Source organism: Novosphingobium gossypii (assembly GCF_050433305.1).
GTDB lineage: Bacteria > Pseudomonadota > Alphaproteobacteria > Sphingomonadales > Sphingomonadaceae > Novosphingobium > Novosphingobium gossypii.
On sequence record NZ_JBNPXM010000001.1, the window covers coordinates 1 to 13,702 of the forward strand.

17 protein-coding genes, 1 pseudogene and 1 riboswitch are annotated in these 13,702 nt (G+C 65.0%); of the genes and pseudogenes, 12 read left to right on the forward strand and 6 right to left on the reverse strand.

Annotated elements, in window-relative coordinates; all coding sequences use genetic code 11:
• Window positions 1-164 precede the first annotated feature (164 nt).
• Window positions 165-575: a hypothetical protein gene (locus GGR40_RS00005; protein WP_429274156.1), complete on the reverse strand. Its 411-nt coding sequence runs from the start codon at window positions 573-575 to the stop codon at window positions 165-167.
• 183 nt (window positions 576-758) lie between these two features.
• Between GGR40_RS00005 and lptB the strand changes: the two genes are divergently transcribed.
• The 4 genes from lptB to GGR40_RS00025 all read left to right on the forward strand — a co-directional run bounded on the left by lptB (window position 759) and on the right by GGR40_RS00025 (window position 5,299).
• Window positions 759-1,559 (forward strand): LPS export ABC transporter ATP-binding protein, encoded by an 801-nt coding sequence (gene lptB / locus GGR40_RS00010; RefSeq protein ID WP_429274157.1) that lies wholly within the window; start codon window positions 759-761, stop codon window positions 1,557-1,559.
• Between the two features lie 26 nt (window positions 1,560-1,585).
• A complete protein-coding gene (gene rpoN, locus GGR40_RS00015; protein ID WP_429274158.1) occupies window positions 1,586-3,079 on the forward strand; it encodes an RNA polymerase factor sigma-54 in 1,494 nt (497 codons plus the stop codon).
• 124 nt (window positions 3,080-3,203) lie between these two features.
• A complete protein-coding gene (locus GGR40_RS00020) occupies window positions 3,204-3,890 on the forward strand; it encodes an energy transducer TonB (RefSeq protein WP_429274159.1) in 687 nt (228 codons plus the stop codon).
• A gap of 116 nt (window positions 3,891-4,006) precedes the next feature.
• Window positions 4,007-5,299 (forward strand): glycosyltransferase, encoded by a 1,293-nt coding sequence (locus GGR40_RS00025; RefSeq protein WP_429274160.1) that lies wholly within the window; start codon window positions 4,007-4,009, stop codon window positions 5,297-5,299.
• A 64-nt stretch (window positions 5,300-5,363) separates the two neighbouring features.
• Here GGR40_RS00025 and GGR40_RS00030 read toward each other — a convergent pair whose 3' ends face one another.
• A complete protein-coding gene (locus tag GGR40_RS00030; RefSeq protein ID WP_429274161.1) occupies window positions 5,364-5,981 on the reverse strand; it encodes an SOS response-associated peptidase family protein in 618 nt (205 codons plus the stop codon).
• Window positions 5,982-6,024: 43 nt separating this feature from the next.
• Window positions 6,025-6,136: riboswitch (TPP riboswitch) on the forward strand.
• A 63-nt stretch (window positions 6,137-6,199) separates the two neighbouring features.
• On the opposite strand from GGR40_RS00030, the gene thiC reads away from it, so the two are divergent.
• Window positions 6,200-8,059 carry a phosphomethylpyrimidine synthase ThiC gene (gene thiC / locus GGR40_RS00035; protein WP_429274162.1) on the forward strand — a complete coding sequence of 620 codons (1,860 nt, stop codon included), beginning with the start codon at window positions 6,200-6,202 and terminating at the stop codon, window positions 8,057-8,059.
• A gap of 40 nt (window positions 8,060-8,099) precedes the next feature.
• Here the strand turns inward: thiC and GGR40_RS00040 are convergent, their stop codons facing one another.
• Complete coding sequence (locus GGR40_RS00040) at window positions 8,100-8,408, reverse strand: alkylphosphonate utilization protein (protein ID WP_429274163.1); 309 nt, start codon at window positions 8,406-8,408, stop codon at window positions 8,100-8,102.
• Window positions 8,409-8,514: 106 nt separating this feature from the next.
• Here GGR40_RS00040 and GGR40_RS00045 point away from each other — a divergent pair, with 106 nt between their 5' ends.
• The 6 genes and pseudogenes from GGR40_RS00045 to GGR40_RS00070 all read left to right on the forward strand — a co-directional run bounded on the left by GGR40_RS00045 (window position 8,515) and on the right by GGR40_RS00070 (window position 11,362).
• The gene (locus GGR40_RS00045; protein WP_429274164.1) at window positions 8,515-8,802 is read left to right on the forward strand and encodes a hypothetical protein; all 288 of its coding nucleotides are present in this window, start codon (window positions 8,515-8,517) and stop codon (window positions 8,800-8,802) included.
• Window positions 8,799-9,535 (forward strand): annotated as a pseudogene (locus GGR40_RS00050) (DUF72 domain-containing protein). The gene GGR40_RS00045 and the pseudogene GGR40_RS00050 overlap by 4 nt, the downstream one beginning before the upstream one ends.
• 36 nt (window positions 9,536-9,571) lie before the next feature.
• Window positions 9,572-10,186, forward strand: coding sequence for a hypothetical protein (locus tag GGR40_RS00055; RefSeq protein WP_429274165.1), 615 nt, complete (start codon window positions 9,572-9,574; stop codon window positions 10,184-10,186).
• 40 nt (window positions 10,187-10,226) lie between these two features.
• Window positions 10,227-10,535, forward strand: a complete 309-nt coding sequence (locus GGR40_RS00060) for a YciI-like protein (protein WP_429274166.1) — start codon at window positions 10,227-10,229, stop codon at window positions 10,533-10,535.
• On the forward strand, window positions 10,532-10,912 hold the full coding sequence (locus GGR40_RS00065; RefSeq protein ID WP_429274167.1) for a DUF4440 domain-containing protein: 381 nt from the start codon (window positions 10,532-10,534) through the stop codon (window positions 10,910-10,912). The genes GGR40_RS00060 and GGR40_RS00065 overlap by 4 nt, the downstream gene beginning before the upstream one ends.
• A gap of 159 nt (window positions 10,913-11,071) precedes the next feature.
• Window positions 11,072-11,362, forward strand: a complete 291-nt coding sequence (locus GGR40_RS00070; RefSeq protein ID WP_429274168.1) for a hypothetical protein — start codon at window positions 11,072-11,074, stop codon at window positions 11,360-11,362.
• Window positions 11,363-11,364: 2 nt separating this feature from the next.
• Here GGR40_RS00070 and GGR40_RS00075 read toward each other — a convergent pair whose 3' ends face one another.
• Both GGR40_RS00075 and GGR40_RS00080 read right to left on the reverse strand, forming a co-directional pair.
• Window positions 11,365-11,850: a hypothetical protein gene (locus tag GGR40_RS00075; RefSeq protein ID WP_429274169.1), complete on the reverse strand. Its 486-nt coding sequence runs from the start codon at window positions 11,848-11,850 to the stop codon at window positions 11,365-11,367.
• Between the two features lie 228 nt (window positions 11,851-12,078).
• Window positions 12,079-12,351 (reverse strand): hypothetical protein, encoded by a 273-nt coding sequence (locus tag GGR40_RS00080; RefSeq protein WP_429274170.1) that lies wholly within the window; start codon window positions 12,349-12,351, stop codon window positions 12,079-12,081.
• A 313-nt stretch (window positions 12,352-12,664) separates the two neighbouring features.
• Here GGR40_RS00080 and GGR40_RS00085 point away from each other — a divergent pair, with 313 nt between their 5' ends.
• Window positions 12,665-13,105 carry a COG3650 family protein gene (locus tag GGR40_RS00085; protein WP_429274171.1) on the forward strand — a complete coding sequence of 147 codons (441 nt, stop codon included), beginning with the start codon at window positions 12,665-12,667 and terminating at the stop codon, window positions 13,103-13,105.
• Here GGR40_RS00085 and GGR40_RS00090 read toward each other — a convergent pair.
• Window positions 13,102-13,530 carry an OsmC family protein gene (locus GGR40_RS00090; protein WP_429274172.1) on the reverse strand — a complete coding sequence of 143 codons (429 nt, stop codon included), beginning with the start codon at window positions 13,528-13,530 and terminating at the stop codon, window positions 13,102-13,104. The genes GGR40_RS00085 and GGR40_RS00090 overlap by 4 nt on opposite strands.
• Window positions 13,531-13,702 lie beyond the last annotated feature (172 nt).

The window sequence follows — 13,702 nt, forward strand, 5'->3', positions numbered from 1 at the left end:
CCTCCCGCCGATCACAACCCTCGATGAAACGCCCCATCTCACGCCTCCCAAGCAGGCCCGAAACATAGCACATCAACGCGTTTTCACACAGCCTCTACCCAGACAGACATATTCGCTACAATCCGCGCAAACGGGGCGACCTGCCTCGGGTTCGTATCCCGATTTCAATCCGCGAACGCCAGCGACAATCCCTTGAACAACGCGGTCAGGGCGAACGGCAGGCCTATCGCCAGCAGCCACACTGCCAGTCGGTCCCGGCGATAGCGGGGTGTCAGCGCCGGATCGTGGGCCTGTTCATCGGTCAAGCCGCTCCACCGCGCTTCGAAGCGGCGGCAGGCGGGGATGATCGCCACGACCAGTATGACCAGCGCGAAGTAGGGCACCAGAGAACCGCCATGCGACTTCAGAGCGCCGATGGTCATGAAGATCTGCAGGGCGGTGTAGCAGAGCAGGGCATAGGCGATGTGGTCGCTCATCTTCCGGCGCCAGTCGAGCGTGGATGCCGCAAAGGGCGATGATGCCGGCGGGGAACCGTGGGACGTCTCGTGCGCTGCCTGATCCGTCATCCTGTCCATGAAGGCGGTTATCCTTACGTCTTTGCCGCTTGAACTACATCACTGAAAGGCGTTCATGACAAGTTCAGTTCCTGAGCCCGTCTGCGGCAGGTCATTGCGTCATGCACGAAACCTGCCAACTGGCCTCCCTAAGCGCAAATGCCGTCTTGCGGCGCCGTGCCTGCCTGCGGTAAGTCTTCGGCGATGACGGTACGAACGCAGGATTCCGATCTCGGCCCCCACCATGGGCCGGCAGCCACCGATGCCTCGCTTCTGGCGCAGAACGGCGGGCTTGAGGTCATCTCGATCGCCAAGAGCTATGACAAGCGCGCGGTGCTTACCGACATTTCGCTCTCCGTCGCGAAGGGCGAAGTCCTGGGTCTGCTCGGCCCCAACGGCGCGGGCAAGACGACGTGCTTCTATTCGATCATGGGGCTGGTGCGGCCGGATTCGGGGCGCATCCTGATGGACGGCGTCGATGTCACCCGCCTGCCGATGTACCGGCGCGCCATCCTTGGGCTGGGCTACCTGCCACAGGAAACCTCGATCTTCCGGGGCATGACGGTGGAGCAGAACATCGGCGCGGTGCTGGAACTGAACGAGCCGGACAAGGCAGTGCGCGCCGCCGAACTCGATCGCCTGCTGGACGAATTTGGCCTGACGCGGCTGCGTTCCAGCCCGGCGATGGCGCTTTCGGGCGGTGAGCGCCGCCGCTGCGAGATCGCCCGCGCGCTGGCGGCCAAGCCTTCGATCATGCTGCTGGACGAACCGTTCGCAGGCATCGATCCGCTGTCGATCTCGGATATTCGCGATCTTGTGAAAGATTTGAAGACGCGCGGCATCGGTGTGCTCATCACCGACCACAACGTGCGCGAAACGCTGGATATCGTCGATCGCGCCTGCATCATCTACGGCGGGCAGGTTCTGTTCGCGGGCAGCCCCGAAGCGCTGGTGGCGGACGAGAACGTGCGGCGCCTTTACCTCGGCGAAGGCTTCACGCTGTGAGGCCGCGCCGACCGGGCTGCTGATCCATGGCGCTGGGGCCGCGCCTCGATCTTCGGCAAAGCCAGTCGCTGGTGATGACGCCGCAGCTGCAGCAGGCGATCAAGCTGCTGGCGCTGTCAAATCTGGAGATCGAGACCTTCATCGGTGAGGCGCTGGACGCCAATCCGCTACTCGATGTCGGCGCGCAGGCTCCGGCGGCCGAGACGGTGGAACCGCCCGCAGATGTTCGGGCAACCGCGCTGGAGACGTCGGGCGTCGATCGCCTGATCGGCGAAGGGCGCGCGGCAGACGACCGCCCGCTGGACATCGATGCCGCCGCGCTCGACCGGGATCGGGATACGGGGGACGGCGCCGATGCCGCCTGGGGATCGGACCTGCGCATGGGCGGGGGCGAGGAAGGCCCCGGCATCGACGAGCGAGCGGCTCTGGGCGGCACCCTGTCGGAACATCTGGAGGCGCAGGTCGGCGCGGTTTCGCGCGATCCCTTCACCGAAGGCGTGGCGCGCTACATCATCGGCCAACTGGACGAGGCGGGCTACCTGCCGATCAGCCTGTCCGAACTGGCTGGCGATCTGGGCGTCGGCGCGGCGGACATGGAGCCGGGACTGGCGCTGGTGCAGTCGCTCGAGCCGACCGGCGTGGGCGCGCGCGGCCTGTCCGAATGCATCGCCCTGCAGGCGCGCGAGGCTGACCGCTACGACCCGTTGATGGCGCGGATGATCGACAATCTGGACCTGCTGGCGCGCGGCGAACTATCGCGGCTCAAGCGGATCTGCGGCGTCGACGACGAGGATTTCGCAGACATGCTGGCCGAACTGCGCGGCTACGACCCCAAGCCGGGTCTGCGTTTCGGCGGGGAGCCGAGCGGGGCGGTCACGCCCGACATCCTCATCACGCCCAAGGCCGATGGCGGCTGGACCATCGCCCTGAATCAGGCGACTTTGCCGCGGCTGATCGTCAACCGCGGCTACTACGTGGAACTGAAGGGCGAGTGCGACGACAAGGCGTCCCGCGCGTGGCTTTCGGACAAGCTGGCCGATGCCAACTGGCTGATAAAGGCGCTGGACCAGCGGCAGAAGACGATCCTGAAAGTCGCCGCCGAACTGGTGAAGCAGCAGGACGGGTTCTTCCGTCATGGCGTGTCGCACCTCAAGCCCCTGACCCTGCGCACCGTGGCCGAGGCGATCTCGATGCACGAATCGACCGTCAGCCGGGTGACTTCGAACAAGTTCCTGAACTGTCCGCGCGGCACTTATGAGCTGAAGTATTTCTTCAGTTCGGGCGTCGCATCGGCGGACGGCGAGGGCGGGGCTTCGGCGGAAGCGGTGAAGGCGGCGATCCGGCAACTGATCGATGGCGAGGATCCCAAGGCGATCCTTTCGGACGATGCGCTGGTGGACCTGCTGAAGGCCAGGGGGTTCGAACTGGCGCGGCGTACCGTGGCCAAGTACCGCGAGGCGATTGGACTGGGCAGCTCGGTGCAGCGGCGCCGTCAGAAGGCTTTGGCAGGCGTGCGTTAAATTTCAGCCACAGTGGATGAATGCCATTCCCAAGTAAAACGGTTGTGATACTCTCCTCTTTCGTGACCGGTGCCGTATCTGCGGTAAGTCGCCAAGGATACGGGCCATGCTTGAGGAGAAGCCCATGTCTTACGTCGACGGCAATTCCGGAAGTAGAAGCAAGGTTCTGACGGGCGGCGCGGTCGCCCTGATGCAGGTCGGACTGGCGATTGCGCTGGTCAACGGCTTTGCGGTCAAGTTCTTCGAGAAGGAGAAACCCCCCCGCCTCGCCAGCGAGTTCTTCCCGACCAGACCGGTCGAGCCCGAAATCCTCCCGACGCCGGAAACCAGGCCCGAACAGAAGCTGGTTCGCGATACGCCGATCACCGCGCCGTTGCCCAAGATCGACGTCGCGCCGCTGCCCGACATCACCGGCGTCGCCATCGATCCGATGCCGACCGGCAGCGGCCTCGACCTCGATCGCGGGCTGGTCCCGCCTTCGTCCACGCCCAGCGATCCGCCCGCGCGCTTTGCGCCCAGGACGGCCAAGCCGCGCGGCAACGTGGCAGGGTGGGTGACGACTTCGGATTATCCCACGGCGGATATCCGCGCCGGGCACACCGGAACCGTGCGGTTCCGCCTTGCCATCGACGCGAACGGGCGGGTGAGCGACTGCACCATCACCCAGTCCAGCGGTTTCCCCGGGCTCGATGCCGCTACCTGCCGCAACGTCAGCAAACGTGCCCGGTTCGATGCGGCAAGCGATGCCACCGGCGGTCGGACGGCAGGCACTTACGATGGCACCATCCGCTGGGTGATCCCGAACGACTGACGGACCTGAACAACTCGGGGGTGGCCCGGTCGTCGTTTGCGCGGCGGCCGGGCTTCGGCTTTCCCGTAGGCGCAGGTGGACAAGCGATTCACCATGTTAGTCCTAGCCTTGGCGGCATGATCCCCAAGACCTTCCACTTCATCTGGGTCGGCGACGAAAGCAGGCGTCCCGACAACTGCATCGACACCTGGCGCCGCGCGCATCCCGACTGGCAGTTCCGCCTATGGGGCAATGCGGAACTGGGGGACCGTAATTGGGTCAACGCACGCCACATGGCCGAAATGGGCGCGCGCGAACTGAACGGCGTGGCCGACATGATGCGCTGGGAAATCCTGCTGGAGCACGGCGGCGTAGTGTTCGACGCCGATTCGGTCTGCGCCCGCCCGCTCGACGACTGGCTGCTCGATTGCGAGGCGTTCGCCTGCTGGGAAAGCGAGATCGCGCGGCCCGGCCTGATCGCTGCAGGCTATTTCGGTTGCGGCGCAGGCAACCCTTTCGTTCGCCGCATCGTAGAGGACATCGCCGCATCGCCGACGGTGACGGACGCGATGGCATGGCAGACGGTGGGGCCGCAGCGGCTGACCGACTGCTATCGCAAGTTCGCCTACACGCCGCTGCGCATCTACCCGAGCCACTACTTCATTCCGCGCCACTTCACCGGCGTGACCTATGAGGGTGCCGATCCGGTCTATGCGCACCAGCTCTGGGGATCGACCCTGCGCGGGTATGAAACGATGCACGCGATCGACGTATCCGAAGTCGCCGCGCCGGTTCCAGATGCGCCCATCTCACCGCTGGAGCGGATTCATGCGCCCTACTTCCTCCAACGGGTGCCGGTGGGATCGGAACTGGCGGATCTGGGGCGGCTGGAGGTGTTGGCGGGCCTCTGCGCCGGGCAGCGGGTGCTGCACCTTGGCTGTGCCGACTGGCCCATCACCGACCCGGCTACATCCTTGCACGTTGCGCTGGAGCCGCATTGTGCGCGACTGGACGGCCTCGACCCGCATGGCGAGGCACTGGAGGCGCTGCGCCCGCACGTCTCAGGGGCACTGTTCACCGATATCGCGCAGGTGACCGGCAGCTACGACGTCGTGCTGGTCCCCGAAGTCATGGAGCATGTCCCCGACATCGCCGCTTTTCTGGCCGATGTGGAGGCGATTGACGCGCCGCTGTTCCTCATATCCGTGCCCGACGCATTCCAGTGCCGCACCCGCCACTTCGATTACGACACCGAGGCCGGGGTGTTCCTGGAAGGCGTCCACCCCGATCACAACCACTGGTATTCGCCCTATACCTTCGCCAACACGCTGGCGAAGTACAGCAACCTGCATCTGGAACGGATGTGGTTCTTCAACCAAATTTCTCTGCTGGCGCTGCTGAGCAAGCGGGAACAATCCGCGGCGGCGTGACTTTCGAAGGTGTGTCCCCGGTCAAGGGCGGTTTCTTCGACGAAGAGGCCGCCCTTCCAACGTTTTAGCGCACCGTCATCAGCGAGGACGAATAGGGCTGCACCAGCGCTCTGGCCCGGTCCCACCCACCGCGCAGCCACGTGCTCTGCACCGCTGCGTCGGCGGGCAGGATCACCGGCATCGTCTCACGCCCCTCTGCCCGAAGCGCCGCGTTGGCGGGACAGGCCAGCAGCGCGAAGGAGGGGATCTCGCTGTCCTTCCATACCGCCGCCATGGCGAACACCGGCTGGTCGGCGCATCCGAACCACGCCTGTCGCCGCTTGCCGTCAGTGGGGGAAGGGCGACCCCATTCCATGAAGGCGGTGGCCGGGACCAGGCAGCGGAACTCGCTGTTGCGCAAGTTGCCGATCCAGAACGGGCTTTCCAGATTGCGCACCGTCAGAATGCCGCGCGCCTCATGCACCGAGGGCGGTGGGGGCACGCCCCATAGACGGGGGATCATCCGGCGCGGCGTGCGGTGCTGCGGGCGTGGCCCGGCGATTGCCTCCCGGCCCGCCGTGATCGCCGGCGCGAACTGCCCCGGTGCGATGTGGCCGCCGTCCCAGGGGTCGTTCCCGGATTCGGCACCGAACTGGTGCGCGACTTCGGGGGCGGGGGCGTCAAGGCGATAAAGCATCGGCATTGCGCAGGGCACTAGACCTGTGGCCTGACCGCGTCTATCTTCGCCCTCGTCCCCGGGGAGCCAGCAAGTGGCTGAGAGTTGTGGGTATGCTCCACAAGACCCGTCGAACCTGAACCCGTTAATACGGGCGGAGGAAGTGGAGCGTCGGGTGGAGAACCGTGTTCACGCCTGCGGTTGCATCTCTTTTTCCGTCCCATGGAAAAACAGAGAGGCATTCCATGGCAGACGTAAATTCCAGGCTTGAAATCGGTGTCACCACCGGCCCCATACGCGGATCGCGCAAAATCCACGTCGGCCCCTTGCGCGTGGCCATGCGCGAGATCCACCTTGAACCCGGCAGCGGCGAGCCGCCAGTGCGGGTCTACGATACTTCTGGCCCCTACACCGATCCCGATGCGACGATCGATATCTCGGCGGGCCTTCCCCCAAAGCGGCGCGAGTGGATTCTGGCGCGCGGGGACGTGGAGGATTACGCCGCCCGCGCAGTGAAGCCCGAGGACAATGGCCTGAAAGGGCCGGATCGCTCAGCGGGCGTACCGGGCTTTCCCAACGTGGTGCAGCGGCCGCTGCGCGCAAAGGCGGGGGGCAACGTCAGCCAGATGCACTACGCCCGGCGCGGCATCATCACGCCCGAGATGGAGTACGTGGCCGAGCGCGAAAACCTGGGCCGCGCGATGCTGCGCGAATACGCGCGCGACGGCAACGACTGGGGCGCGGCCATTCCCGACTACGTAACGCCAGAATTCGTGCGCGAGGAAGTGGCGCGGGGCCGGGCCATCATCCCCAGCAACATCAACCATCCCGAAAGCGAACCGATGGCGATCGGTCGCAATTTCCTGGTGAAGATCAACGCCAACATCGGCAACTCCGCCGTCGCATCCGACGTGGCGATCGAGGTCGACAAGATGGTCTGGTCCACCCGCTGGGGCGCCGACACGGTCATGGACCTGTCGACCGGACGCAACATCCACGACACCCGCGAATGGATCATCCGCAACAGCCCCGTGCCGATCGGGACGGTGCCGATCTATCAGGCGCTGGAAAAGGTCGGCGGCGTGGCCGAAGACCTGACCTGGGACGTGTTCCGCGACACCCTGATCGAACAGGCGGAGCAGGGCGTGGATTACTTCACCATCCATGCGGGGGTGCGCCTGCCCTTCGTACCGCTGGCGGCGAAGCGCGTTACCGGGATCGTCAGCCGTGGCGGTTCGATCATGGCCAAGTGGTGCCTGGCGCATCACCGGGAATCGTTCCTCTACGAACATTTCGACGAGATCACCGAGATCATGAAGGCCTACGATGTCGCCTATTCCCTGGGCGACGGACTGCGGCCCGGCTCCATCGCCGACGCCAACGACGAAGCGCAGTTCGCCGAGCTTTACACGCTGGGCGAACTGACGAAGCGGGCGTGGGCGCAGGACGTGCAGGTGATGATCGAGGGGCCGGGCCATGTGCCGATGCACAAGGTCAGGGAGAACATGGAAAAGCAACTGGCCGCCTGCGGTGAAGCGCCGTTCTACACGCTAGGGCCGCTCGTCACCGACATTGCGCCGGGCTACGATCACATCACCAGCGGCATCGGCGCGGCGATGATCGGATGGTACGGCACGGCGATGCTCTGCTACGTGACGCCCAAGGAACACCTTGGCCTGCCTGACCGCGACGACGTGAAGGTGGGCGTCGTCACCTACAAGCTGGCCGCCCACGCCGCCGATCTTGCCAAAGGACACCCGGCGGCGCGCGTGCGAGACGATGCCCTGTCCCGCGCTCGCTTCGAGTTCCGCTGGCGCGACCAGTTCAACCTGTCGCTCGACCCCGATACGGCAGAACAATACCACGACCAGACCCTGCCCGCCGAGGGGGCCAAGTCAGCACACTTCTGTTCCATGTGCGGCCCCAAGTTCTGCTCGATGAAGATCAGTCAGGAAGTGCGCGAGTTCGCGGCAACGCAGAACGCACCGGTCGAAACCTTCGTCGCCGTAGAAGACGCGGAAGCCGGCATGGCGCAGATGAGCAAGGTGTTCCGCGAAACGGGCAGCGAACTCTACATGGGTTCAGGCGGCCGCGAACACGATTGAGAATGCCGTCGTCCCGGACTTGATCCGGGACGACGCAGCCTTACCGCTTGCGCACGAATTCGGCGCGCAGGACCAGCCCTTTGATGCCGGGATAGCGGCAGTCGATCTCCTGCGCGTCGCCGGTCAGCCGGATGGAGGGGATCACGGTGCCGCGCTTCAGGGTCTGGCCTGCGCCTTTGACGTCCAGATCTTTGATCAGCGTCACCGAATCTCCGTCCGCCAGCGGGTTGCCCACGGCGTCGCGCACTTCGACGGTGTCCGCCGCCGCGCGCCGGGCGGCCAGCTCGGACGCGGGGAGCCATTCGCCGCTGTCCTCGTCGTAGATGTAGTCCTCTTCGTCGTTCGTCACGCGGGCAATCTCCTCCGGCTGCGCCTTGGCAGGCCGGGGACGATTTGACCAGCTTCGCAGCGGGGCAGGGTGTGCTAGGTTGCGGTCTCCCAACGGAGAATCCTGCATGCGCCGTGACGATGCCGCCGACTGGATGAAACTGGCCCACGACAGCTACTGGCTATGGGCGGAAAGCCTGATGGTCATGGGCATGCGCACCACCGACATGATGACCGGGCGCGGCAGCGATCGCGAGAATCGGCTGATGGTGTCGGAAAAGGTCAAGGCCGCCACCGAAGTGGGGATGATGCTGGCAACCGCAGGCGTCTCTCCGAAAAGCGCAGGGAAAGCGGTGCGCCACTATCGCTGCAAGGTCAGCGCCAATCGCAGGCGGCTGGCGCGGAAGAAGACATGAGCGTGCATGTCGGCATCGGCGGCTGGACCTATGAGCCTTGGCGCGGGCTGTTCTATCCCAAGGGCCTGCCGCAGACGCGCGAACTGGCCTACGTCGGCGAACACCTGACCGGCACCGAGATCAACGCCACCTTCTATCGCGGGCAAAGCCCGGCCAGCTTCGCCAAATGGCGCGATGCCGTACCGCAAGGCTTCCGTTTTGCCCTGAAGGGCAGCCGCTACTGCACCAACCGCAAGGACTTGTCTGAAGCAGGCGAAAGCGTCGCCCGGTTCATGGCGCAGGGACTGACTGAGCTGGGTGACAAGCTCGGCCCCATCAACTGGCAGCTCGCGGCGACAAAGAAATTCGACGCGGCGGAGATCGCCGCCTTTCTCGCCCTGCTGCCCGGCAACCATGACGGGCTGGACGTACGTCACGCCATAGAGCCGCGGCACGAGAGCTTCGACAACCTGCATTCTTCGACTTGTGCCGCAAGGCCGCAGTGGCCGTGGTGCTGGCCGACTCGCCCAAGTATGCAGTGCTGGACGCGCCCGACTGCGCGCCCTTCGTCTATGCGCGCCTGCAGAATGCCCGTGCCGAGCTGAAAACGGGGTACCCGGATGCGGAACTGGATGGCTGGGCCGGGCGCGTGGCGGGCTGGGACAAAGAGCGCCGGGACGTCTTCGCGTTCTTCATCAATGGCGCCAAGGAACGCGCACCGGCGGCGGCCATGGCGCTCATCGCAAAACTCTGACGGCAACTTCGCCGTAAACCGTTCGTTGGAGCTGATATGAAACAGATCGCTTCGCTCACCGCCATCGCCTTCCTTGCGCTTGCCGCATGTTCGTCCGGCAAGCAGGAGCCTGCCCCCAGCGCGTCGGCCAGCGACGATGCGGCCGTCGAAGCGATTCCGCCCGAGGTCGGCACCGAGACTGCGTCCGAAAGCGCGACGACGGCAACGCCGACTGCCGCGGCGGATGTGCTGGGTCTCGAAGGCTTGGGAGCGCTCAAGATCGGCCAGCCGGTCCCGAAGGGCGGCACCTGGGCAGAGCGCGGCGCGCAAACCGGCGACGCCTGCCGTACGGTCAGTTCCCCCGATTATCCGGGCGTCTATGCCATCGTAGAGAACGGCAAGGTGCAGCGCATCACGGTTGGCGGAACCTCGAAGGTGAAACTGGCCGAAGGCGTCGGGATCGGCGCGACCGAAAAGGATGTGAAGGGCTGGTTCGGGGGCTTCCGCGAAGAGCCGCACAAGTACGAGGCCGCGCCCGCCAAATACCTCACCGCCCCCAACGCGCGTCCGGGCGAATCGGCGCTGCGCTTTGAAATCGGGCAGGATCGACGCGTATCGCTGATCCACGTCGGCCAGATGCCTGCGCTCGGCTATGTCGAGGGTTGCGCCTGAGGGGCTTCTCAATGCGCCGATCCTGGGCAAAGGTCGGCGCATGAACCACTATCTGCTGACCTATCACCTCGCCCCTGACTACCTTGAACGCCGGGGCGAGTTTCGCGCCGAGCACCTGGCAGCCGCGTGGGCCGCTGCCGAGCGGGGCGAACTGCTGCTGGGCGGCGCGGTGGAAGAACCGCTGGATACCGCCATGCTGCTGTTTGCGGGCGACGGACCCGACGCTGCCGCAGCCTTCGCTGAAGCTGATCCCTATGTGGTCAATGGACTGGTGGAGCGCTGGAGCGTACGGCGCTGGGCCACCGTCGTGGGCGGGGAAGCCGCATCTCCGGTGCGATCGGCAGCATGACCGAACTTGCCATCCGCGCCCGCCGCGCCGCCTTCAACCGCGCTATTGCAGACGGTGATGCGGCTGCCATCGGGCCTCTTCTGGCGAAGGATTGCGTGATGATCACCGGCACCGACAGCGCCGTCATTGCCGGTCGGATGGGACAGGTGAAGGTATGGCGGCGCGAGTTTTCCCATGCAGGGCGGCTTGTCTACCTGCGCAGGCTCGAAAGCGTCATCCTCTCGCCGGTGGAGCCCATCGCTATGGAGAGCGGACATTGGCAAGGTGCTGCGCCGGGTTCGGAAACAATCGCCGCCTCAGGCACTTATGCGGCAAAATGGCGTGAAGTGGCGGGCGAATGGGTGATCGAAGCAGAAGTCTTTGTGACGCTTGCGTGAAAGGGTTTCCTCAAGCGGAAGAGTTCGGTTAAAGGCGCGGTGCAACCCGGCGCGCGGGTATCGTGCGTGCTTCGGGCTTGCGGGGATGCATGATGTTGGCGACCGGCCCGCCGAAGCGCACGCGAACCGTCGTGCGCGCGGGTATGCGAGGACGTGCCGATGATGCAGGATGCCGCCGCCGAAACCCTGATCCGTGATGCGGGCCAGCTGTGGATGGAAGCCGGGTCTGTGATCGCCCTGCGCAGCGCACGCATCACGTTCGGCGACCCCGATGCCGCCGACGAAATGGTCCGCATGGTTACTGAAAAGGTCTGGGCGGGACTGGAACTGGGCGTGGCCCTTGCGACCGGGCGGTTGGGCTACGATCCCGGCACGGTCTGCAGCCGCACTGTCAGCCACTACCGCGAAGCCGTTCAAGGCAACTTGCGCCGCCTTTCGGCCAACGACTGACGTTAAGGCGTACTTTCCGCAGCCCTCACGTCGCGCGCGGCGTCAGCGGCACGGGCCGCTGCAGAATCGGCAGCATCGTGTCCGGCATCGTCACGCGCGCCCACGGGCGCCTCGGCTTCGGCATAGGCCGGGTCGTGAGCGTAGGGCAGGGGTTCGGGCATCATGTCATGCGCGCCGTATTGCCGGCGCTCCCATGAACCATCGTCGGCATTGTCCGGCGGACCATAACCATAAGGCGCATAGCCGTCCGCGTCATCTTCGGCAGGTTGATCGTATTCCTCGCTGCGCCCGAACGGCCACGCGGGGGAATTGAGCGCTGTCACCCCCTGATCCAGCCAGGACCGCGTGGAGGGGCGTGAGTCCGCCGAAAGCTGCTGCGAATGTTGTGGAGTCACATACTTCGGCAGCGCGCCGGTAGTGACGGCAGCGAATGCCGCGCCAGCCAAGCCGCACACGATGAGCAGAAGGCCGAATTTGCCTAGGCTCATGCCACTGGTTCCACGTTCTGGAGCATGGGCATGCCGCTACGCCACCACGTATGACAGGGGGCTGAACGCGATCGCCGGGGCAAACGCCATCTGACACAGGCAAGAAAAAGGCGCCGTCCCGCACGATGGGGGACGGCGCCTGTTCGGCGCTCAGCGCAGGCTCCGGGCGTTGGGAGAGGAGAACTGCCCGGAAACTGCGCGAGCCGCGCGATTCAGTCTGCCCGAAGCTTACTCGCCCAGGTGGAGCTTGGCGGCTTCGGCAGTGGTGAACGACACGTAGCGGCTGTTGTAGGTGCCGGTCACGCGGCTGCCCTTGACGTACAGGCGGAAAGGAACGCCAGCCGAGGTGGCGCCGTCGATGACGGTTACCTTGCCCTTCTGGGCGGTGGTGTAGGTGTAGTTGACGCCCTCGTGCGAGAATTCGCGGCTGTCGTCGGCCTGCGCCACGGCAGGAACGGCAAGGAGAGCAACGGCGGCAGAGGCGAATACGGTCTTCAGCATGGCAACATCCTTTAGCGTTGTGCGAGGCTGGCGTACCGCCTCGGGCGACTTTGTATCTTGTGCGGTGCAGCAAAAGCGGATGTTGAGGCTGCGATCAATCTCATTAGGGGCACCGGCCGTTGCAGAATATGCACCTATCGGAAAAGCTGCCCGCTTTTTAAGCAGATAGAAGTCGCAGCAGGTCGCGAAATTTGTGCGTTCCAACTTAGAAAGTGCTGGATGTACGCTGCTGCGGGGCCGATTCTGCTTGGCGGTCAAACGAATCAGCTACCGTTTCTTGCATCTGGTCGCCCTCGGGCGTAGCCAATGCACCATGAGCCGTTCGTCTATGCAGGGAGGTATCGCCGTTGCCATCGCCTTCGCGATCGCAGCATGTCATTCGGCATCGGAAACGGTGCCGGGTAATCGCGACGATCACCGGCCATGGTCGGGAATCGCCTCCGACGAGACGATCCACTTCACGGGAACAGAGCCATTCTGGGGCGGCGTAGTTGGCCCGGCCGGATTGACGTATACGACACCAGACGACGAAGATGGGGAGACAGTGCCGGTAACGCCCTTTGCGGGCCGGGGCGGCGTATCGTTCAGCGGATCGCTGAAGGCGGGCGCGGCGACGCTGGCGGTCACGCCCGGAGCGTGCAGCGACGGCATGTCGGACGTCCGCTATCCCCTGACGGTCACACTGCGCATAGGCGAGGCGGTCCGTCAGGGTTGCGGCTGGACGGATCGCCAGCCGCGCAGCGGAGGGGGTTAGTCGCCCAGCGACTTCTCCAGGGTCACTTCGCAGTTCAGAAGCTTGGAGATCGGGCAGCCAGCCTTTGCTTCGTCGGCGATGCGAGCGAAATCCTCGGGCGTGATGCCAGGGATCGAGGCGTTCAGGGTCAGCGCCGACTTCGTCACGGCAAATCCATCGCCGTCCTTGTCCAGCGTGACAGTGCACTGCGTGTCGAGCGTACCTTCGCTGTGCCCGGCGGCGGCCAGCGCGAAGCTGGTGGCCATCGTGAAGCATGCGGCGTGAGCGGCGGCGATCAGCTCCTCGGGATTGGTGCCGGGCTTGCCTTCGAACCGGGTACCGAAGCCGTAAGCCTGGTCGGTCAGGACGCCGGACTTGGTGCTGATCGAACCTTTGCCATCCTTGCCGAGGCCGACGTAACGGGCAGAAGCGGTATTGGTGGTCATGATGAAATCCCTCCGAAATGCATTGCCGATGCGAACGCCGCCCTTCTGCGAAGGTTCCTTCGCGGCGGAGCGGTACCGGATGGTACGCGATTCGTTGCGCAGTGCAAAATCCCGGATTTGCGCGGGTTTCGAGCGATTTTTGTTTCCACCGGTCAGCTTGCCGTGATATGCC

Bases quoted from the DNA above. Each gene is read 5' to 3' on its own strand.
- GGR40_RS00005 (WP_429274156.1), bottom strand. From the start codon at position 575: ATGGACAGGATGACGGATCAGGCAGCGCACGAGACGTCCCACGGTTCC.
- lptB (WP_429274157.1), top strand. From the start codon at position 759: ATGACGGTACGAACGCAGGATTCCGATCTCGGCCCCCACCATGGGCCG.
- rpoN (WP_429274158.1), top strand. From the start codon at position 1,586: ATGGCGCTGGGGCCGCGCCTCGATCTTCGGCAAAGCCAGTCGCTGGTG.
- GGR40_RS00020 (WP_429274159.1), top strand. From the start codon at position 3,204: ATGTCTTACGTCGACGGCAATTCCGGAAGTAGAAGCAAGGTTCTGACG.
- GGR40_RS00025 (WP_429274160.1), top strand. From the start codon at position 4,007: ATGATCCCCAAGACCTTCCACTTCATCTGGGTCGGCGACGAAAGCAGG.
- GGR40_RS00030 (WP_429274161.1), bottom strand. From the start codon at position 5,981: ATGCCGATGCTTTATCGCCTTGACGCCCCCGCCCCCGAAGTCGCGCAC.
- thiC (WP_429274162.1), top strand. From the start codon at position 6,200: ATGGCAGACGTAAATTCCAGGCTTGAAATCGGTGTCACCACCGGCCCC.
- GGR40_RS00045 (WP_429274164.1), top strand. From the start codon at position 8,515: ATGCGCCGTGACGATGCCGCCGACTGGATGAAACTGGCCCACGACAGC.
- GGR40_RS00055 (WP_429274165.1), top strand. From the start codon at position 9,572: ATGAAACAGATCGCTTCGCTCACCGCCATCGCCTTCCTTGCGCTTGCC.
- GGR40_RS00060 (WP_429274166.1), top strand. From the start codon at position 10,227: ATGAACCACTATCTGCTGACCTATCACCTCGCCCCTGACTACCTTGAA.
- GGR40_RS00065 (WP_429274167.1), top strand. From the start codon at position 10,532: ATGACCGAACTTGCCATCCGCGCCCGCCGCGCCGCCTTCAACCGCGCT.
- GGR40_RS00070 (WP_429274168.1), top strand. From the start codon at position 11,072: ATGATGCAGGATGCCGCCGCCGAAACCCTGATCCGTGATGCGGGCCAG.
- GGR40_RS00075 (WP_429274169.1), bottom strand. From the start codon at position 11,850: ATGAGCCTAGGCAAATTCGGCCTTCTGCTCATCGTGTGCGGCTTGGCT.
- GGR40_RS00080 (WP_429274170.1), bottom strand. From the start codon at position 12,351: ATGCTGAAGACCGTATTCGCCTCTGCCGCCGTTGCTCTCCTTGCCGTT.
- GGR40_RS00085 (WP_429274171.1), top strand. From the start codon at position 12,665: ATGAGCCGTTCGTCTATGCAGGGAGGTATCGCCGTTGCCATCGCCTTC.
- GGR40_RS00090 (WP_429274172.1), bottom strand. From the start codon at position 13,530: ATGACCACCAATACCGCTTCTGCCCGTTACGTCGGCCTCGGCAAGGAT.